General features: G+C 42.3%; 14 protein-coding genes. 9 read left to right on the forward strand and 5 right to left on the reverse strand.

Annotation, left to right across the window (positions count from 1 at the left end):
• Window positions 1-47 precede the first annotated feature (47 nt).
• Window positions 48-788, forward strand: coding sequence for an Lcl C-terminal domain-containing protein (locus AC21OH_RS11665; protein WP_487369796.1), 741 nt, complete (start codon window positions 48-50; stop codon window positions 786-788).
• A 288-nt stretch (window positions 789-1,076) separates the two neighbouring features.
• On the opposite strand, the gene gltX is transcribed toward AC21OH_RS11665, so the two are convergent.
• The gene (gltX, locus tag AC21OH_RS11670; RefSeq protein ID WP_487369795.1) at window positions 1,077-2,591 is read right to left on the reverse strand and encodes a glutamate--tRNA ligase; all 1,515 of its coding nucleotides are present in this window, start codon (window positions 2,589-2,591) and stop codon (window positions 1,077-1,079) included.
• A 589-nt stretch (window positions 2,592-3,180) separates the two neighbouring features.
• On the opposite strand from gltX, the gene rsmH reads away from it, so the two are divergent.
• From rsmH to AC21OH_RS11710, 8 genes are all read left to right on the forward strand, one after another.
• On the forward strand, window positions 3,181-4,188 hold the full coding sequence (gene rsmH, locus AC21OH_RS11675) for a 16S rRNA (cytosine(1402)-N(4))-methyltransferase RsmH (protein WP_486535155.1): 1,008 nt from the start codon (window positions 3,181-3,183) through the stop codon (window positions 4,186-4,188).
• Window positions 4,189-4,359: 171 nt separating this feature from the next.
• Window positions 4,360-4,884, forward strand: a complete 525-nt coding sequence (gene ftsL / locus AC21OH_RS11680; RefSeq protein WP_491139771.1) for a cell division protein FtsL — start codon at window positions 4,360-4,362, stop codon at window positions 4,882-4,884.
• On the forward strand, window positions 4,877-7,042 hold the full coding sequence (locus AC21OH_RS11685) for a peptidoglycan D,D-transpeptidase FtsI family protein (protein ID WP_487369793.1): 2,166 nt from the start codon (window positions 4,877-4,879) through the stop codon (window positions 7,040-7,042). Before ftsL ends, AC21OH_RS11685 begins: the two co-directional genes overlap by 8 nt.
• Before the next feature lie 293 nt (window positions 7,043-7,335).
• Complete coding sequence (locus AC21OH_RS11690; protein ID WP_487369792.1) at window positions 7,336-9,213, forward strand: UDP-N-acetylmuramoyl-L-alanyl-D-glutamate--2,6-diaminopimelate ligase; 1,878 nt, start codon at window positions 7,336-7,338, stop codon at window positions 9,211-9,213.
• A gap of 253 nt (window positions 9,214-9,466) precedes the next feature.
• On the forward strand, window positions 9,467-11,293 hold the full coding sequence (locus AC21OH_RS11695) for a UDP-N-acetylmuramoyl-tripeptide--D-alanyl-D-alanine ligase (RefSeq protein WP_487369920.1): 1,827 nt from the start codon (window positions 9,467-9,469) through the stop codon (window positions 11,291-11,293).
• A 329-nt stretch (window positions 11,294-11,622) separates the two neighbouring features.
• Window positions 11,623-12,744: a phospho-N-acetylmuramoyl-pentapeptide-transferase gene (gene mraY / locus AC21OH_RS11700; RefSeq protein ID WP_486535151.1), complete on the forward strand. Its 1,122-nt coding sequence runs from the start codon at window positions 11,623-11,625 to the stop codon at window positions 12,742-12,744.
• Window positions 12,745-12,996: 252 nt separating this feature from the next.
• A complete protein-coding gene (locus AC21OH_RS11705) occupies window positions 12,997-15,192 on the forward strand; it encodes a hypothetical protein (RefSeq protein WP_487369791.1) in 2,196 nt (731 codons plus the stop codon).
• Window positions 15,193-15,309: 117 nt separating this feature from the next.
• On the forward strand, window positions 15,310-16,398 hold the full coding sequence (locus tag AC21OH_RS11710) for a putative RNA methyltransferase (protein ID WP_487369790.1): 1,089 nt from the start codon (window positions 15,310-15,312) through the stop codon (window positions 16,396-16,398).
• Window positions 16,399-16,628: 230 nt separating this feature from the next.
• On the opposite strand, the gene AC21OH_RS11715 is transcribed toward AC21OH_RS11710, so the two are convergent.
• From AC21OH_RS11715 to AC21OH_RS11730, 4 genes are all read right to left on the reverse strand, one after another.
• On the reverse strand, window positions 16,629-17,069 hold the full coding sequence (locus tag AC21OH_RS11715; protein ID WP_487369789.1) for a DUF4844 domain-containing protein: 441 nt from the start codon (window positions 17,067-17,069) through the stop codon (window positions 16,629-16,631).
• 113 nt (window positions 17,070-17,182) lie between these two features.
• Complete coding sequence (locus AC21OH_RS11720; protein ID WP_491139775.1) at window positions 17,183-19,108, reverse strand: WG repeat-containing protein; 1,926 nt, start codon at window positions 19,106-19,108, stop codon at window positions 17,183-17,185.
• A gap of 126 nt (window positions 19,109-19,234) precedes the next feature.
• Window positions 19,235-20,173, reverse strand: a complete 939-nt coding sequence (xerD, locus tag AC21OH_RS11725) for a site-specific tyrosine recombinase XerD (protein WP_487369787.1) — start codon at window positions 20,171-20,173, stop codon at window positions 19,235-19,237.
• A gap of 156 nt (window positions 20,174-20,329) precedes the next feature.
• Complete coding sequence (locus AC21OH_RS11730) at window positions 20,330-20,782, reverse strand: hypothetical protein (protein ID WP_487369786.1); 453 nt, start codon at window positions 20,780-20,782, stop codon at window positions 20,330-20,332.
• Window positions 20,783-20,911: the final 129 nt, after the last annotated feature.

The raw sequence follows: 20,911 nt of genomic DNA on the forward strand, positions 1-20,911 counted from the left end.
TTATATACTGTAATATAGAATACTGTGATCAACGATAAGAAGGTGTCATGTACGACGTTAATAAGTGCCCTAACGATAAGCAGCGAGGCGAAGCAAGGCTACAAAGTGCTTTTTGGATCATTGGTATCATTGTCGGTATTTTAGGTATCGTACAGTTTGCTTTGCCTTATATCGTCTCAAAGCCTGATACCACTGAGTCACAGGTGCCAAATGAAGATGAGGATAAGGCTGCTGAACCTAATCCAGAACCAGAACCTGAACCTGTTGAGCCAAACAGTCCTTCAACCAAAATCGATCAGTATACGGCTTATGATAATGGTGTAGTCATCGATGAGAAGACGGGCATAATGTGGATGCGCTGTACCTTAGGACAAGAATGGGATGGTAATACGTGCCAAGGTAGCGGCAAGACCTTGACTTTAGAAGAAGCTGGGCAGCGGGTCGAACAGCTTAATAAAGTAAGTTATGTCGGATTATATGAATGGGAGCTGCCTAATATAGAGGCATTACAGTCGCTGATTTATTGTAGTGAAGGGTATGACTCAAGCTACACCATACCGCTGACCTCCGGAGAGTCAGCAGAGGTGGAAATGGGCTGCACCAGTGGTTATATCCAACCGGCGATCAAGAGTAATGTTTTCCCGAATACTCAAGAGGCCATGTTCCATGGTTATTGGTCTAGCAGCCGCGATGTTGATGGCACACCGCTAACGGTTTATTTTAATTCAGGAAATATTAAACCTAAACAAGGGACACACTATGTACGTCCCATGCGCAGGGTTAAATAAGATTGTGCTAAATAAGCTTATAAAGATAAGCTATAGTCAAAGAAACATAAAATGGTTACAGGTCAACTGAGTGCAAGTACTATTATAGTAAGGCGACCGGGTTTAACACCGTAACCGTTTAGTATTTCGCTAACTATATTGTATGTATGATCGATCAAATGGTAATTCTAAACCTACAAAGTTTAGAAGACAAAGTCTTAAATACAAGTCTAAACGATCAGTCTAAACCATCAGTCTAAAACATAAGTCTAAACCATATAGTCAAACACAAAGCTTACTCAGTCAGCATTACTCCGCTAAAAAGTCAGGTAACTCACTGGCGCGTTTTTCAAGTTTTTTAAGTTTTTTCTTACCGAGGCCGCCTAGTACTTCAACGGCGTGACGTAAGCGAGTTAAGGTCATGTCTGCGCCAATAATGTACATTGAGTTCATGACCGGCGTAGAGGAGGTGCTACCTGCGATGGCGATAAAGAAAGGCGCCATCATGTCACGCAGTTTAATATCTAAGGCACCGCTCAAACCTTTAAGGGTTTTAAAGATATTGTCTTCTGTCCATTCGGGTAGCGCTTCTAACTTCCATGTCGCTAATTGCAAAATTTCCATAATTTGCTCAGGTGTAAATGTCTTATGTTCAAAATCTTCTAAGGCAATATCGGGTAGATTTTGGAAATAAAAGCCGCCCCAATTTACCGCATCAGATAACAAATGAATACGCGGTTGAATGGCAGCGGCGATGGCGGTTAATTTATCAGAATCATTCGCCCAGTCTAAGATTTTATGTTTAAGCGCCTCAGGCGACAATTCACGCAGGTATTCTGCATTAAGCCAGTTTAGTTTTTCAATATCGAAGATAGGCCCGCCCAGTGAAACACGCCTTATATCAAAGCTATCTATCATTTCATCAAGCGTAAACTGCTCCTCTTCATTTGGCATAGAATAGCCCATACGCCCTAAATAGTTTAGTAGCGCTTCTGGCAACACACCGGCATCACGATAATAAGTGATCGACGTTGGGTTTTTGCGTTTTGATAGTTTGGATTTATCAGGATTACGTAGTAGGGGCATATGACATAGCGTTGGCATCTCCCAACCAAAATAGTCATATAACAGCTGGTGCTTAGGTGCTGAGTTAAGCCATTCTTCACCCCTGATGACGTGAGTGATTTCCATTAAATGGTCATCTACCACGTTTGCAAGATGGTAGGTGGGCAATCCATCTGTTTTTAGAAGCACTTGCATATCTACTTGCTCCCAAGGGATATCGACTTCGCCACGTAGCATGTCTTGAACCTTACAGACACCATCTGTAGGCACTTTCATACGAATAACAAAAGGCTTGCCCTCGGCAGCCATTTTGTCAGACTCTTCTCTGGGTAGATCTGCATAGCGGCCGTCGTAATGTGGGTTTTCACCACGGGCGATTTGTTCTTTACGCATCTCATCGAGCTCTTCGGCAGTGGCAAAGCAGCGAAATGCATGACCTTTATCGAGCAGCTCTTGAGCGTATTTTTTGTAGATATCAGTACGTTCACTTTGACGATAAGGCGCATGAGGACCGCCAATATCGGGACCTTCTGCCCAGTCAAGACCTGTCCAGCGCAGCGCATCTAAAATCATTTTTTCTGATTGTTCGGTGGAGCGGCTTTGATCTGTATCCTCAATACGCAAAATAAATTCGCCACCGTTAGCTTTAGCAAATGCTAAATTAAACAAAGCAATATAGGCAGTTCCAACATGAGGAAAGCCTGTAGGCGAGGGTGCAATACGGGTTCTAATAGGGCGATTAGAGGCAGATTGTGTCATAAAAATTCTCTTAGCTTTTATTGGAGGTTAGGGAGTATAAATTTGCGAGATTTAGATTAGGGGCGGTATAGTAAGCAGACGTAAGCGATTACGTTGTGCTTATGTCTCATTATGCTTATGTCTCATTGCGCTTATATGAAATAGTGCTTATATGAAATAGTGCTTATATGAAATTGCGCTTATGCCTAATTGTTGTTTTGCCTATTATAGCAGGTTTGATTTCAAGCTTTTAAGCCCTATGTTGACGGCGTGTCACTAATTGGATTCGCAAACTTAAACAATAATGAAAACTATATTTTAAGTTAACTTATATTGCTGTCCTTGACATGTAGAGTAAGCTTGCCATAATGAATAGTTTGGTTGCTAAAAACATAAAGTAGAAATAGAAACTTATAATAGAAACTATAATTTAAACTATTCACTTATAATAATTGCTATTGGCCATTGTAACTGTCCAATACGTCCATAAATGTCCAATAATATATAAAAACGTCGTATAGACGTATAAACACTAATGATTTTTTATAACTTTTAATCTCTCTATTAAATACTGCTTATATCAAGCCTACAGCGAGCTGATCAGATCACCATGCACTCATCCAAACCCATTAACGCCAATCCTAGAACCGCGCAGTTTAGCCATGAAACAGTGCTATTATACGAAACTGTGGCCGCAGTAATAGGGGAGACAGCGCTACATGAAGATACGCCCATGCATTCTGGTATTTTTGTGGATGCGACATTCGGTCGAGGTGGTCATAGTAAGCTATTGCTCAATTATTTAAGCGAAGATGCGACGCTATTAGTTTTTGATAAAGATCCGCAAGCCATTGAAGTAGCAAACCAGCTGGCACAAGTGGATAATCGGGTGGTGGTGGTTCATAATAGCTTTGCCAATATGACCCACTGTTTGCAGCGACATGGCGTCAATCAAGTTAATGGTATTTTGGCAGATTTGGGGGTATCGTCTCCGCAGTTAGATGATGGCAGTCGCGGCTTTAGCTTTATGCGAGATGGCGCTATCGATATGCGCATGGACACGAGCCAAGGCCAGTCGGTAGGAGAATGGCTTGAAACGGTCGATGAGGAAACCTTAGCAAACGTACTTTATGATTTTGGTGAAGAGCGCCACAGTCGGCGTATCGCACGGGCTATTAAACATATGGATAGCTATACGTCGACGCTTGAGCTTGCCGAGGTGATCAAACAGGCGCACCCAAAATGGCAAAAAGGCAAACATCCTGCCACCCAAAGCTTTCAGGCCATGCGAATTTTTATTAACAATGAGCTTGGTGATATTGATAGTTTTTTAGAACAAAGCCTGCCGCTGCTCGCGACGGACGGCTATTTAGCAGTGATTAGCTTTCATTCTTTAGAAGACAGGCGCATAAAGCAGTTTTTTCAGCGTCACAGCCGTGGACAGTATCCAGAAGATCAGTGTTTACCTATGCCACCGCAGCGGCCGCGCTATTTTAGTAAGCCGAAACGTATTGCGCCAAGTGCAGCAGAAGTTAATGTTAATAATCGTTCAAGAAGCGCGTGGTTAAGAGTAGCAAGACGCACTGATACGCCATATAATACGCATACAGAAATTTAAACCAAACAGGTAGTCGTAGTTTGTATTGTTAAGCAGACCCTAAAAACTACGTGTGTTGATAGAGTTTTTAAATCGTTCGTTTGTATCATCGCTAGATAATGGGATTGAGATGCAGATATTGCGAGGAAAAAGCATAAGATAGGACCTCCAAAGAGTGATATGGTTAAGTCAATGAAGTCCTCTAAAGTAAACGATGCTGCACTGTCATTGAGTACGTCGCATCGAAAAAAAAGCGCTAACATAAAGCATATGACAGACCGTAATAAACAGATCCAAGACGATCAAGACTCAGCATCGCTAGAATTAACAGATATTCTAGCGAATCGGTTTCGTGCCAATCGTATTTATCCCTTGGTTATGTTTGTGTTGGCAGTGGGCATTATTTGGACCGCTGTTTTAACCGCTGAACAGGTACAGCAATACCATAATAACTATATGAAATTGCAAAAAATGAAGGTTGCTCACCGTAATTTACAAATTGAGAATCAGCGATTAATTATTGAGCAGCAAACCTTTAGCGCCACACCGCAAATTGCAAGCCGTGCTGTTACCCAGCTTGGTATGTTTTCACCCTCAACAAAAGATAAGCTTATTCTACAGCCGATGGCATCAACTCAAGGGGACAGGCTAAACGTTGACGACCGAATCACCATACTGCAATCAGATGAGCTGACCCAAGGAGGCCAAGATGAGTAAAAAGCCTTCTAAGCCCACAATCAAACGCAAAAAGTCCACATCAGCTAAACGCTCAAAAGCTGATAGCCAGCCTATGCACGGTAAGGTCACCGAACCTTTGACCACAGCTAAAGCTAGCTCGACTTCTAAAAAAAGTAGCACTAAAGATAATAATAAAAGTAACACTAGATCCAAAACCACTGGCAAAAACACTGCCCCCAAAAAGCTGGAAAAATTAAAATTCTGGCAAAAAGAATACGACAGTAGCGCCCCTTATACCAGTATCAAGCAGCGCGGCAAACCCTTCTTTGGTAAAAAAGGCGGGGCAACGACTCGAGGCGGTGTTGAAGATGATAAAACCCGTTTCCATGTGGTATGGTTAATCGCCTTCTTATTGCTTGTAGCACTGGTGACTCGAGCATTCCAGCTACAAATATTCAAAGCAGATGAGCTTATGGCGAAGGGCAATCAGATTATCACAAGCGAGCGTACCCAGCGATCATATCGCGGTATGATTACCGATAGAAACAATCAGCCCCTTGCTATTAGCGCGCCATTATCTAGTGTTTCTTTTAGTCCGCATGATTATGCATTGGCGTATTATGATTTGCTCAGACGCATTGAGATTAATAAAAACAATCCCACCGCACTAGAGCGCTTAAATACCCGATTAGACAGTATGGATTTGGCACGATTAGCAAATGCTTCGGGCGTCTCGTTAGAGCGCTTAGAGCGCGCTGTAGATATAAAAGACAATATCGCTTATGACGATGAAGATGTGGTCAAAGCAGCTTTACCTAAAGGCGCCGGTTCTCACTATGTACCGCTTCTTAATAAAGTAACGCCCGAGATTGCAGATGCCGTTATGGCGCTGGATTTTAAAGGGGTGTATGAAAAACAAGAATTTAGGCGCTATTACCCGCAGCCGCAGCCTAATGCGCAGCTTTTAGGATTTATGGGTTATAACGCTAATGATCCTGAGAGTGGGTATGAAGGCCGTGCTGGTATCGAGCGGCAGTATCAAAGCAAGCTTGCTGGCGAAGATGGCAAGGTTTTAATTCTAAAAGACCGTTATCAACATAGTATTGAAGAGCTTGAACAGATCAAACCCATGATTCCGGGTGAAGATGTGACGTTGTCTATTGATTCACGTCTGCAATACTTGTTATATAAAGAGCTTGAGCGTGTAGGGCGTGTGCAAGAAGCACGATGGTCGACAGGTATGGTGGTGGATGTGCATACAGGTGAGGTGCTTGCCTTATCAACATGGCCTGCATTTAACAACAACAACCTAAACGAGATGACAGGTAATAATCAGCGAAACCGTGCGGTGCTTGATGTGTTCGAGCCTGGGTCTGTAATGAAGCCTATTACCGTCGCTGCAGCATTAGATTCGGGCAAATACACGGAGCATTCGTTAATAAATACCAGTCCAGGCTCGATAAGAGTCAGGGGCTACACGATCCGCGATCATAATAATTTAGGCACCATCAATATGGCCACTTTGATTCAAAAATCCAGTAACGTGGCCTCGACTAAAATTGCATTATCGCTACCGCCAGACGGCATTACCAGTATGCAAAAGAAATTTGGCTTTGGCACCAAAACCGCACTGCAATTCCCTGGGGAGCAGTCAGGAATAGTGCCTACACCAAAAGAGAAAGAAACCTCACGCCGAGCAACTTTAAGCTATGGCTATGGCTTGCAGGTTACTTTGGCTCAAATCGCCCAAGCATATGCCGCATTAGGCGCAGGCGGAGTCATGCATCCTTTGACCTTAATCAAGCAAGATCAAAAAGTACCGGGTAAACGCATCATCAGTGAAGATCAAGCAATGTCAGTGGTCAAAATGATGGAAACGGTGACTCAAAAAGGTGGTACAGGCACTAGAGCAGCAATAGATGGGTACCGTGTGGCAGGTAAAACGGGGACTTCTCGACGTGTTAATCCAAGTGGCGGGTATTATAGCGATCAGTACCGAACGGTTTTCGCGGGCATAGCGCCTGTGTCTAATCCGCGGCTGGCGACCGTTATATTAGTAGAAGACCCTCGTAAGACTTACTATGCAGGTTTGGTTGCAGCGCCTGTATTCAAAAACGTTATGCAAGAGGCGCTTCGTTTATATAATGTTCCTCTTGATAAACCGTTACTGGATAGCTCTTTAAATGCGCAGCAGTAGTTTAAAATGTAAAAAAGATGGGTTTGCCTTTTGTGTCATAAGCTACTTATGATAAGCCATTTTTTAATCGCTAACACTAAAACTAATACTAATACTACGTATTATATGACCAATCAATGCGATTATACCAAACGTCTACCTTGATAAATCGGCTATCCCAAACAATTCTATCTAATGCAGCGGTATCGACTAAATAAACGTAACGAACCAATAAACGCAACGAACCAATAAACGCAACGAACCGATAAATGCAACGACTAAATAAATGAAGCGGTAACGACTAAGGTAACTGTATGGTGACCAATATTTCAAATGACGCCCTTATCTCCAAGCCCTCTTCACCCCAATCTTCAAAGGGTGGGCATACTTTGATTGAGATAATACAGGTTGCGATGCGAGTATTGCCCAATCATACGCCTATATTCGAAGCCCTACTTAGTCAACTCAGCCCAGATGAGGCTGAAACTATTGAATTTTCTGAGTTTGTCTTAGACAGTCGCAATGTAGCTCAAAGTGAGTCCAATTTGCCACTTCAGCCAACTCAAGCATCAACTCAATCCAAACGAGCGTTTGTGTTATTAAAAAGCCATACTCAGCCCATTGAAAAAAGCAAGCAGTATGCGCAATCTGCCTCAAAGCAAGCGGCATTTATCCTGACTGAAATAGACGCTGAAAGTTTGGGTGTCTCTTTAGATAAAGATTCAAACAGTGGCGATTATTTGAAAGATGCAAATAAGCCCACACAGCATAAAAATACCTGTCCAATAATAGTGGTGCCCAGACTACGCGAAGTTCTTGGTACCTTAATACAGCTGAGTCTACTGCCGTCAGATCAACTTGCGACGATTAACTCTGCTGAAGATTTGGCAAATCAGTTGCCTTTGGTTGTTGCCGTGACTGGGACCAACGGCAAAACCACAATTACACAGCTTATCGCACAATTGTGCCAAAAGTCTGGGGTTGAAGGCATATCTGATACCGCCGTGATGGGTACGGCTGGTAATGGCCGCTTAAATCACTTGATTCAAGCCAGCCATACCACTGGAGATGCCTTGGCAGTACAGAGCTTTTTACGTCAAATGCAAAACGAGGGCATAGAAGTCTTATGCTTAGAAGCCAGTTCACACGGTTTGGATCAGCAGCGCTTACAAGGCGTGCCTGTCTCAGTAGCAGTGTATACGAATCTAAGTCGAGATCATCTAGATTACCATCCCGATATGGATGACTACGCCAAAGCCAAAGCGCGTTTGTTTGATAAAAACTACTTTCCACTATTAACCCATGCCATTATTAATGGTGATGATGAGTTTGCGCCCTTAATGATAAAGACAGCCTCTGAGTCAAATCTCAAGGTATGGGTGTATAGTCTCGATGCAAACTCTGGTCTGGGCAAAATCGCTAACAACAATAGTGACGCTATAAGAAAAGCTGATACAAATTCAATAGATGCTTACTTCATTGCAAAAGATATACGACCAAGCTTAAAAGGGGTGGATATACAAATTGATACGCCTGATGGTACTATGCAGGTGCATAGCCCTTTGTTAGGACGATTTAATGTCGCAAATGTATTGGCGGCAATGGCGACGGGTCTTGCCCTAGGGATTGATGTAAAAGCCATGCCGCAGCTGGTGAGTCAGCTAAAAGGGGCAAGCGGGCGAATGCAGCGTGTTGAATTAGAACAGCCTAATTTAGAAACGAGTTCAGAAACGAATTCAGAACAACCAAATAATCAAGGTGTGTTTATTGTTGATTATGCACACACGCCAGATGCCTTAACCCAAGTTCTTAATAGCTTGAAGTTACATTGCCGAGGGGAGTTATGGGCCTTATTTGGATGTGGCGGGGATCGTGATAGCGGTAAGCGGCCACTTATGGCGCAGGCGGGGCTTGCGGTAGCTGATAAAGTGATTCTGACCTCAGACAATCCGCGTAGTGAAGATCCTTTACTTATTTTAAACGACATGCAGCAAGGTATGAGTGATATACAGCATGCTAAAACGCACGTTATAGCTGACCGCAGAGAAGCGATTGCATTTGCAGTAGCGCATGCAGGTGTAGAAGACATCGTCGTGATTGCCGGTAAGGGTCATGAAACCTATCAAGAAATCAAAGGTGTACGTTATGACTTTGATGATCGCGAAGTTTTGAAAAACGCACTTAAAGCATAGGGTCTATTTAAACTAACCACAGTACTTAGTGAATGTGGCTATGACAACCATAAATCAACCATACATCGTCCTAATCATATGAGAAACCAGTAAGATGACATCAGCGGACAATAACAATAGTCACCACTCAATCAGCAATCATAACCCTATCAAATCTAGTAAAAATATCAGTAAAAACAACAGCACACATACTCCTAATATGCCTAATAGCCTAATTACCTCTAATATCTCTAATACTTCTAATATCTCTTCAATGACTGAAACGGACTCCGGTTTGTTTGTTTGGGATAACGATCACCTATTGGCCGCGACGAATGCGCTAAACGGGCAATGGAGCGGCGGTAGTCAATACACTAACATTCAAGCCACCCGTATCATCACCGATACGCGAAAGATTAAGTCAGGTGATATATATTTGGCCATCGTAGGGGATAAATTTGATGGTCATCAGTTCGTAAGTGATGCAGCCGATAAAGGCGCAGTGGCTGTTATTGTCAGTCGTATTGATCCCAATGTCTCTATTGCGCAGTTAAAAGTTGATGATACCCGCCTAGCTTTTGGTCACATTGCAGCCTATCGCCGCGAGCAGCATAAAGATTTAAGAATTATCGCCATTACCGGTTCAAGCGGTAAAACTACGGTCAAAGAAATGCTACGCAATATTTTTTATCAGCAGCAGTTCAAACTGGCGAAGCAAGATAGCCGCAACGTATCAGTAAACGACTCGTTTGAATCTGGCGATAATCTTGCCCAAACCGTATCTCAAGAAACTGTTTCACAAAAAGCTGTATCTCAGACTCAGAGCATAATAACTTTAGTAACACGCGGTAATCTAAACAATGATTACGGCGTGCCTATGATGCTATTGGAGTTGTCAGATCAGCACCGCTATGCTGTATTAGAATTGGGCGCCAATCATGTCGGTGAAATCGCCTACACTGCTGATATGGTCAAACCTGACGTGGCCTGTATTTTAAACATAGGTACGGCTCATTTGGGCGAATTTGGGGGTAGAGATAATATCGCCAAAACTAAGGCCGAGATTTATCAGCCCTTAACCGCAGATGCAGTGGCGGTAGTACCTTTTAATGATGACTATAAAGACGATCTTGCCAAAACTGCCAAACAATATACACAAAATGTTGTTTATTTTGGCGCTCAACCAAATGCATTATCGACATTGAGCGATACGCCAGATGTCTTTGCTACTGACATTGACGCATCCGCAACGCATTGCGCATTTACGCTACAGGTCTCATCCTCTATAATGCGTGCTGAAAACGTCTTTAATAAGTCCAGCAACAGTAATAAGATCATTAGCAGTGACAAGGCTGATAGTGATGATGACAACAATGACAATGACAACGACAACGACAACGATAACGGTAGTGTTGGCAGCATCAGTACTAACGTTACCGCCTTGCCTGTAAACCTGCCGATGGCGGGACTACATAATGTTAGTAATGCGCTTGCGGCTGCAGCTTGCGCCTATTCAGTAGGTATTGAGCTTGACACCATTGTGGCAGGTTTAAATCAGTCAGAATCTAGCAAAGGCCGTTTGGGGCGTCAAACATTGGGTCGACATCATATTATTGATGACACCTACAATGCCAACCCTAACTCAGTACGCGCTGCTGCAGAAGTATTGGCAGCCCAGCAAGGATTTAAAATTTTGATACTGGGTGACATCGGAGAGCTTGGAGATGCCGCACAGCGCGAACATTTTGAGCTGGGTCAAGCCATTGCGAACAAGTCAGTAGATATGTTGTTATGTGTGGGCGAATTTGCTGCAGATACGGTAAGCGGTGCGCTGTCTAATAGCTCAATTTCTGATAGTCAGCAATCGGTAATAGCATCTGACGCAGACGCTATGCCGCCAGTAGGTTCAAATCCAGCGTCCAGTGGTGTAATGATTGCACACGCTTTTGAAATCAAAGCGGCATTATATCAGCATCTATATAATGTGCTAATTGCGAAAAGAGATAAGGGACAGACGTGCACCTTATTATTTAAAGGGTCTCGTAGCGCCACAATGGAAACACTTATAAATGACTTAGTGCAAGACCCCGCTTTGATCTAGGTATCATCACTATTTATCGGTGTCTTATATCACTATAGCGCTAAATAAGCACCTAAAACCTGTATATAAAGGGATGCGTATTTTTAGCAGGGTTTGTTACTGTGTTTTTTTAGTGAAATAGATGTGCTTTGTTTAATCCGTGGCCATTTATTGCGATAATTAAAGTTCGTGTTTCCATCGTTAGCGTTGTAATAGTTAGCTTTCTAAGAATTAGTTTTCAAAGAGTTAGCGTTTTAATTTTGGGCAAACCAAGACTTATTCATACGTCATTCAACTAGCCATTAAAATTTATGAGTGATAAGAAATTAAAAGTAATTGAGGAGTAAGCGGTGTTATATTGGTTATTTGACAGTTGGTTAAGTCAATTCTATTCACCGTTTTCAGCGGTTTCTTCTCTTACCTTACGTGCATTGCTAGCGGTGATCACCGCCCTAACATCCAGCCTTGTTTTAGGCCCGCGTACTATTCGATATTTACGACGCTTAAAGTACGGACAAGCCGTACGTGATGATGGTCCAAAATCACATTTGGCCAAAACAGGTACGCCTACGATGGGCGGGGTACTGATTTTAAGCTCAATAGGCTTTGCTACCTTGTGCTGGGCTGATCTCGCCAACCCGTACGTTTGGATATTAATCATCGTTATGCTTATATTTGGCGGTGTAGGCTGGGCAGATGACTGGCTAAAAATCAAATATAAAGACCCTAAAGGTCTCATTGCTCGTAAAAAGTATTTTTGGTTATCGATAGGAGCCTTATTTGTAGGCGTCTCATTGTATTATATTGCCACACAGCAGCCAGATGTTGCGACCACACGAGCAATGCAAGATTTACTAATTCCTGTCTTTAAAAATTGGATGATTCCATTTTCAGCCGTTCCTCTGGGCATAGGGTTCATCATCTTTACTTACTTTGTCATCAATGGGTCATCCAATGCGGTAAATCTAACCGATGGTTTGGATGGCTTGGCAATATTGCCTGTGGTATTTGTTGCCGCAGGATTAGGTGCTTTTGCTTATGTATCTGGGGATGTCAGATTCTCAGAGTATCTGCATGTTCCTTATATTGCTTATAATTCAGAGGTAACAATCGTTTGTGCTGCCATGATAGGCGCGGGGTTAGGTTTTCTATGGTTCAACGCCCATCCTGCCCAAGTCTTTATGGGCGACGTAGGCGCACTAGCACTTGGAGCGATGCTTGGAACAATGGCGGTGATGACACGCCAAGAGATTGCTTTTGCCATCATGGGTGGTCTATTTGTGGCAGAAGCGGTATCGGTGATATTGCAAGTGGGGTCTTTTAAACTACGCGGCAAACGTGTGCTATTGATGGCGCCTTTACATCATCACTTTGAAGAGCTGGGCTGGAAAGAAACCCAAGTTGTGGTACGCTTTTGGATTGTGGCCATTTTACTGGTGGTACTCGGTTTGATGACGCTTAAGTTAAGGTAGAAAAATATTCAGGTAATAGATTTTGATTTCTAATGGTAGGACGAACAACCCAATTCTGCGTAACCATGTTGGTCCTGTAATCAAGCAGCAAGCTTATCTGTATAATATTTTATTAACCCGTTTAAGCATTATATTGACCAACTACTTAAGCACTGGGATTAATAGCGGTATCACCAAATAAGATATACCCTAACCCATAAAAAGCGGTATATTGATATAAGAATACAACTACAGGATTAGAGATGTCAGCGTATGCTCTCCAAAGATTTGTCTAAAAACCCAGTGAGTAAGGCGGCATCAGATGCCATTACACGAAAGCAGGCCACCGCTTATAATGCATTATTAACCCAGTTATCCAAAACGATAGTGAATCTACATCAGCAGATATTATCGAACCCAAATATTGATGCAAAGTTTAGTCCATTGGTATGTTGGCAGCATTTACTCGACGATTTGCAGCAAGTGGTATTGCCTGAGCTATATGTGGTGTTTCAAGATAGCACAGCGACAGCTAGGGACAGACGGCGTTTGTACGATCTCACCCAAGCCATCTATTATGCGTTAGAAAGCTATCGTAAACCCATATTTTTGCAAAAACTATCACTTGCCAACCTACCGCCGTCTGCCTTTTCAAGCTCCATCAAGGTATTTTTCGACTACTTTGATCCTTCTCCGCGCATCTCTAATGACGTCATAACCACTGCCGATTCTTATCTTAGCGGTGAAGGGGTGAATGCAGAAACGGCCTATGCTCTAAGAAAGATTGCCAATCAAGTAAAAGTTGATGGCTATTTATATTTGGCAAAATTTAAACCGTACTATGAGCTATTGCTCAGTAAAGAGCGGTTAATCCGCTATTTTGAAAACAATGGCATAACCGAATTATCAGAGACTTTAACGACATGGCAAAACGAGCGTTTGAAGGCGTTTGGGCATGTGACAGACGATATAGAATTGTTAAAGCTTAAGACGGCGCATGATGCTAATGGTAATGATAATGTTAAAGCTAATATCGATCACAAACTGGCCATATGGATGCTCAGGGATGGGTCTGCCTTAACAACAACTTCTGACAACCGCTATGAGGTAGCAACCTCAAGTGACTCAAAAACTGCGCTTATAGCCAACGTTGATAATTTTAAAGCTGGCTTAAAGTTTAGTGCCATAAGCTTGGTTATATACGCCATTATCGCCTCTTGGGGCGTCATAATGGGGGTTGTATTGGGCGTGCCTTATATAGCGACCTTGCTATATGGCAGCTACCGTCTCAGCGATTCATTCAATTATAAAGACAAAGCCCTTGCTTTAAATAATAGTGTCGGGGTCATTGGGATAGTCTCGTTTGTTGCGTTATTCTCAGGCGGTGTATTTACCGCACTGGGCCTTACTTCGCTTGTCACTTTATATTGGACGGCTCAATTATCAAACAAAGCCCTAAACTCAAATAAGCTAATTGAGTCACAAGAGCGTAAAACCGACAAGCCACACCTAGACAATAAACAGACAGCCTCAAATACAACAGCTCCAAATACACCGAAGTCGCAACTCGATAGCTTCGATGCCATTAAAGTTACTGCCGTTGATGTGGCTGCAGAACCCGTCGTCACTATAAACTATGATCTGCCCTTAGATATCAATCGACAGGGTCACCATCTGGCCATACTGCTATCAAAAACACCAACGGCGCATTTAGAGCAGCTAATAGTAGCGACAAATAAACTGTATAACCATTTGCCTTACCTACAAGAGGCACATCCTTATCTGGCGACCAAAGTAGAAGAGCTGGTCAAAGACCTAACTGAAAATACAATCCTACGCCTAGATGAGTTGGCCAGTCAATTTGTGAGTAGCGGCAAAGTTGATACTGACGCCAGCGCGCTGTTCAAAGAGCAACACGAGGACCGAGTTGACGAGCTGATTGTTCTAAATTTAAATCAAGTTAATGAGCTAAATAAAACCATATTAGAAAAGCAAATGTCAGGCTTTGCCCAAATTGGCAACGATGCTGAGCATAAGTTTAGAAACAGTGTCATGGAGCTTAAGATACTACTGCGCTGGCTAATCGCGCAGCAGCCCGATGAGATCCAAGCTTCTAGTCACGAGGTTATATTAGAGAATTTAGAAAAAACCACCTTGGCGGACATGCAGACAGCGTTCTTTGATACACAAACCACTCAAAGCCAGCGTGACGCGCTACAAACACAGTTACAAAGCCTACTCAATCATTTTAAAACCCAGTCAATAGAGCACATGTATGTCAGTAGTACGCAGCCAGATAACCATGAAATAGTGGATTTGTTGAACCTGTCTCAATCACAATACAATGCAAGCAGCTCCGAGGATACCTCACGTTTAGATACAGACGATAGGCAAAGTCAGCTAACGACTCAGCGCTTTGTTGAATTGAACCAGCACTATGTGAACGAAATCATGAAACACTGGCACTAAAACGCATTCAAACTAAACAGGTACGCATTCTAAGCGTCTACCTTCCAAGCTTCTAATAGCGGCGATCTTTTTAATCATTATGTCACCAGCGCCAAACTTGTCTTCAGGAGTTTTATCATGGCAGCAGCAGAGTGCTTAACGCACCCTAAGTTTTTATGCCCATACTGTCAGTCGCCGCTAACGCCTTATGCCAAGACATGGCTTTGTAAAGGTAATTTAAACCCTAAAGGCATGCAACATCCTTTTGATATGGCCAAGCAAGGTTACGTTAATCTCTTGCCTGTGCAGAACAAAAAGTCCAAAGATCCGGGGGACTCACAAACTTCCATTGAGGCGCGGCACCGTTTCCTAAACCAAGGTGATTATCAGCCGTTGCAACAGTTGATTACCAAGTTGGCAGGCGATGTTACGGTTCCTGTTATTAAGTCTACCAATACCAAGTCTACCAATACCAAGCCTACTAATACTAAGCCCAACACCAGACCTAATAAAGACGACAGCAATCAATACAGCAATATTTGGCTCGATATCGGTTGCGGAGAGGGCTATTACACCCAAGCTATCGCTCAAGCACTTAAGACAAACTCTGTCTTAAATACCAACAGCTTGATTGCGGTAGATATCAGCAAGCCTGCCGTTGTTCAGCTGTCCAAGACGGCAAAGCAGCAACGCGGGTTGTGGACTCAAATTGAGACAGCCAAGCAACACGCGATCAGTGCTATGGCACAGGGCATCATGATTGATCTTTTGCCTTCATTGCCTGCCATTTACCCCATCGTAGCCAGCGCCTCGCAACTGCCATTAGCCGCTGGTGGTGTTGATGTTATAAGTACTATTTTTAGTCCGATATTGCCCGAAGAGTTTGCGCGTGTATTAAGGACAGGTGGACGGCTTATCATTGCCAAGCCCGACGAGGGGCATTTACAAACGGTTCGAGCCGCACTTTTTGATACGGTCCGCCCACATGACTCCGATAAGTTTTTAGATGAGCTAACACCATACTTTACCCTGGTTGATACGCATAAGTTCGATACCAAATTGACCTTAAACGAGCAGCAGTTGGCAGATCTGCTAACCATGACCCCTTATTCGTATCGTGCGCGCGCTGAAAAACGTGAAGCGTTATTACACTCTGCACAGGATCAAGGCTTTGAGACTCAGGCTAGGTTTGTGGTGTATGAGTTGGTGAAAAACGACTCGCAGTAGCTTTCCCCGCTTTTTGCTACTATCTGCAATCCAGCACGAGGCATGAGTACGCTATGCGATGTCTCTTACTTCGTGAGCCACCGCATAGCTTGCTCATGCAGCTCGTTCTGTCATGCAGGATATCCGCTTCAATCGGGGCTAAACCGCACCGCAAGGCAACTTTGTATAACAAGATATGACTTAACTAATAACAAAACTTAAAGCATAACTTTTAAGCTGAAGGTCTAATATTATTCATAAAAAGAGGTAGGATCGAATCCATATAGCCACATATTCAGCTGACCATCTGAGCTCTCTAAGCCTACAATATCCATAATTTGCTCAATATGTTCACATACTCTTTCTCGGTCTTCCGTATCCAAATCAATATAAACATCATCGAACCTTGCAAGCCCTATTCCAATTTTTTGCTGATAGGCTTTATCAGTTGGATTATCTGAATGAGCAACTGCTTCAAAATCTTTCGCTATTTGGTTTATTTTTTTAGTTAAGAGTGGACGCATAGACTCATGCGCTATCCCAGGATAAAAATCATCTTTAGTAAATTTCTTTTTTGCAATAAATTCATCAAATTTTATACTATTTTCTTCGGGAGCTTGCATAGCATTTACTCTCAGTGTAAAACCAATTAAAAATAACAACAGACCTAATAAAACGATAAGTTTATTCAAATTAAGAGTTCCATATAATTGTAATAGTAGTAAGTGCTCGGTGCTGAGGATAGTTGTTATCTTTTATGAGAACTGATGTAAGTGCCGGCTAATTAGTATGAAAATATGCCTACTTACGGTCGATTTACCGTATCAAATGTGATGGATGAACCCAGTGTTAACGGACGTATAGGATGAGATTGCGGAGTCAATAGTATGTTTTGCTCATAATCAATGACACCATACTTACTACTAAATGTCTCAAAGATGGCATAGTCTTTATCCAGTGTGAGGTTTTTATACTTTGGCGATAAGACGACTTTACCGTTGCTATCCATGACACCAACTAATTCTGTGATCTCTTCGCTATCGAAATTGTTTTCACTATTGATAGTTTCGCTATCTACTTCATCAGCCCTATTTATAATTTTAAGTGAAATTTTGTTGTAGTCATTGAGCTTATAAAGAGTGTTGTCAAATTGTGGTTGGGTGACAATATCGCCTTGCAAGTTAATGACGCCAAGCTTACCGTCTATTGAGAGATAGGGGGCAAATCCTGCCTCATTGAATTCGCTAATCGTACCTGGTAATGCAGGATAAATATCATTACCATCCATATTGATAACCCTAAGCTTTCCTTTAGGTTTCTCTAAATGGCTGTATGCCAGACCATATTTATTAAACGCGTAACTGTTATAATTGTTGGTTTTAAGCTGCGGTATATTTGTTGGAGGTATGACCCATTCACTTTTGGTGTTAATGAAGCCGTAATAATCACTGTCTAAAGTATCGCTAACAGCCATTAATCCATGTGTATCAAACTGGGTAGGGGCGACTTCAAATTGCCAGCTGATTTTATCATGTCGTGGAGCATAGAACTTGTCAAGAACGACGATTTCACCCTGTAAGTTCATGGCGCCTACCGTTTTAGTGGTGGTGTTTTGATAAGTGATTAATCCTTGGGCATCAGGTATGGATATTAACTGAATGTTATCTTGCGATGGGATGACCCATTCGCCTTTATCATCTATCAGTCCGTAGTTGCTACTATGGGGGTCTTCACCGCAGGAACTGGCTAGGCTATAGTAACGATTATCGAAGCTAGACTTGACGTATTGTTCAAAATTATAAAACTTTCCAACCACTTCAAAGTCTGAAGGCTTCGGGGGGTTTGTTGTATTGTTCATGCGTAGAAAACTATTACAATGATAATACTCTGCCGCAGAGTCGTTATTTTTGACAACCATAATGAGATCTTTTGGCATAGTTTTCATGATTGATGTAGGCTCATATTGAGGAGGCACGACCCAATTACCATCTGTATCGATAATACCCATTAATCTAGTTTCACTACTTACAGCAGGTAACCTATCATATTGTAATAAGGAAGGATTAAAATTATGTATTAATTTATAGAACCCTTTGCCCGCTATTGATACTCTTTTTTGTGTGCGTAGATGTAATAGGTCAGAATACTGTGGAATAAGTTCAAGTTCCATAAAGCGTCGATACACTGAATTGTCTTCTACCTCCCCAAGCCTTTGCTTAGCTATGTCTGCAATATCATATAATGAAATGCCTTCTTGTAATGTTAATATATAAGGACCCGTTGATAGACCACTTAAAGACGGCATAAAAATATCTTTTTCAAGTTGATTACCATCCAAATCATAAATATCAGCTGTATACCATTCCTTATCTTTACCACCCATGCCTATAATCTCATAGACAGCATCGGATCCTAAACTATTAGAATAAGGATTGAGCATGACCTTATCATATTGTGCAGGCACAATGATAATGCCATTTGTCGTCATGACACCTTGATAGATGACACTGTCTTTATATTCCGTGCTCTGTCCAGTATCAAATTTATACATAAGTAATGAAGCGAGTTTTTGTTGCTGTGAGGATAGGGCTTTTATCGTAGTTTTTCCTTTAAGGGAGTGTGTAGTAGGGTGTTCGGCTACTAAATCTATAGGCTGGGTGGCACAGCCTCCCACTAGTAGCACAGTAAACACTAAGCTACTTAAACATATACTGCGACGATTAACATTCATTGATTGGTTGCACCTGTTTTGATAGGACATAATTACTCTTAATTTGATAAACAATAGATTGCTAAAAACAGGTTGTTCACTTTAAATGTTCTGATAAATAGTTTCTAATGTTATCTTTAATCCCAATTACCCTCTTGGATGATGCGCTTCGTGCAGCTGTTGTAGTCTTGCCGTGGCAACATGGGTGTAAATCTGTGTGGTTGATAAATCGCTATGACCGAGTAATAATTGCACGCTACGCAGGTCTGCCCCGTGATTGAGCAGGTGGGTGGCAAAGGCATGACGTAGGGTATGGGGTGACATGTCACTGTCGATGCCTGCTTGTTTGGCGTATTTTTTTAGCATATACCAAAAGTTTTGCCGGGTCATATAGCCGCCTTGGGTGGTCAAAAATACCGCTTGGCAGTTGCCAGATTTAAGTTGAGCCACAAGCTCATTACGGCCATGCTGGAGATAATCATCTAACGCTTCACTCGCATATTCGCCAAGTGGTACCAGCCGAGTTTTATTGCCTTTCCCGGTGATTTGTAGCCAGCCTGCATTGAGGTTCACTTGCTCTAATGACAGATTCATCAGCTCGCTGACCCGCAGTCCGCAAGCATATAATACCTCTAGCATGGCTTTATCTCGAAGCCCCATGGCGGTGCTGGTGTCGGGGGCGGATAATAGGTTTTCGACGTCCGATTCAGACATGTCTTTGGGTAGAGCGCGTCCTATCTTTGGGGTTTTGATGCGCTCGCAAGGGTTGTCCTCTCGCCGCTCATTGCCCACCATCCATAGGAAGAATTGACGTAAGCTTGATAGCATGCGCGCTTGGGTTCGCGGTGTTTTCCCTTGTTTATCAAGCACTGAAAAACAGTGCAAGACGTCGGTATCTGTCCATAAGGTTAGGGCTTTGGGATGGGTTGTCTCACAAAGCTTTAGGTCACGCACATACGCATTACGGGTACGGGTTGATAGCCCACGCGAGAGCATGGCCTGACGAAACTCAGTGATATAAGCGGCTTCATCATCTACGGCTAATGCTTTGGGCTGTCTAGGTTGTAAGGCGCGTTCACGACTCATTGTTGATACTTATCACTTATTTAAGTGCTAAAAAATTCAATCTAACTTATGCTGTCATATCTTTTATTGATGTTTATATCAAAGCGCTATTTAAGACCTGTTTCAGCACATATTAGCCATAGTTTAAATACTATTTAGTTTAAGCTATACATAAGCTTAATGTGTAATCTTGGGCAAGTGGTACTCTACTCTGAACACAAATAGACTTTGGCCTTTAAGATAGAATGTATAATAATTCGGTATTTTTCTAGGGACTATCACATTGTAATATTTGTCTTGAGAGAGGGTGAAAGCGGTTGATGCTTCTTCAGAATCTTTAAACTTTATCTCAAATACCCCAAAAGGCCTTAAAGCCTCATCGCCATAATACATAATCCCACCCATATTACATATAGCCGATTCGTTACTCTGATAGAAGCTATCAGCCAAAAAGTCTCTTATGTCTGTATTGTCATAATGTATTTTTCTAAAAGCTTTTTGACTTAAAGAAGGGGTATGATGATCAATTTTGTCTTCAAAATCTTTGATTAGATTTAACTCACAAGCCATAGCCGCTTGAGCAGAGTTATAAAAGAGTAACGTTAACAACAATCCTATGATAGCTTTCATTTATTTCCTTACTCTATAGCACTTAAAATTTTGCCAACTAACCAACTAACCATCTAACCATCTAACCATCTAACCAATCAGCCAATCAGCCAATCAACTCATGACTAAACCGACCCTCAAGTGTTTTAA

This window comes from Psychrobacter sp. CX10 (assembly GCF_057621575.2).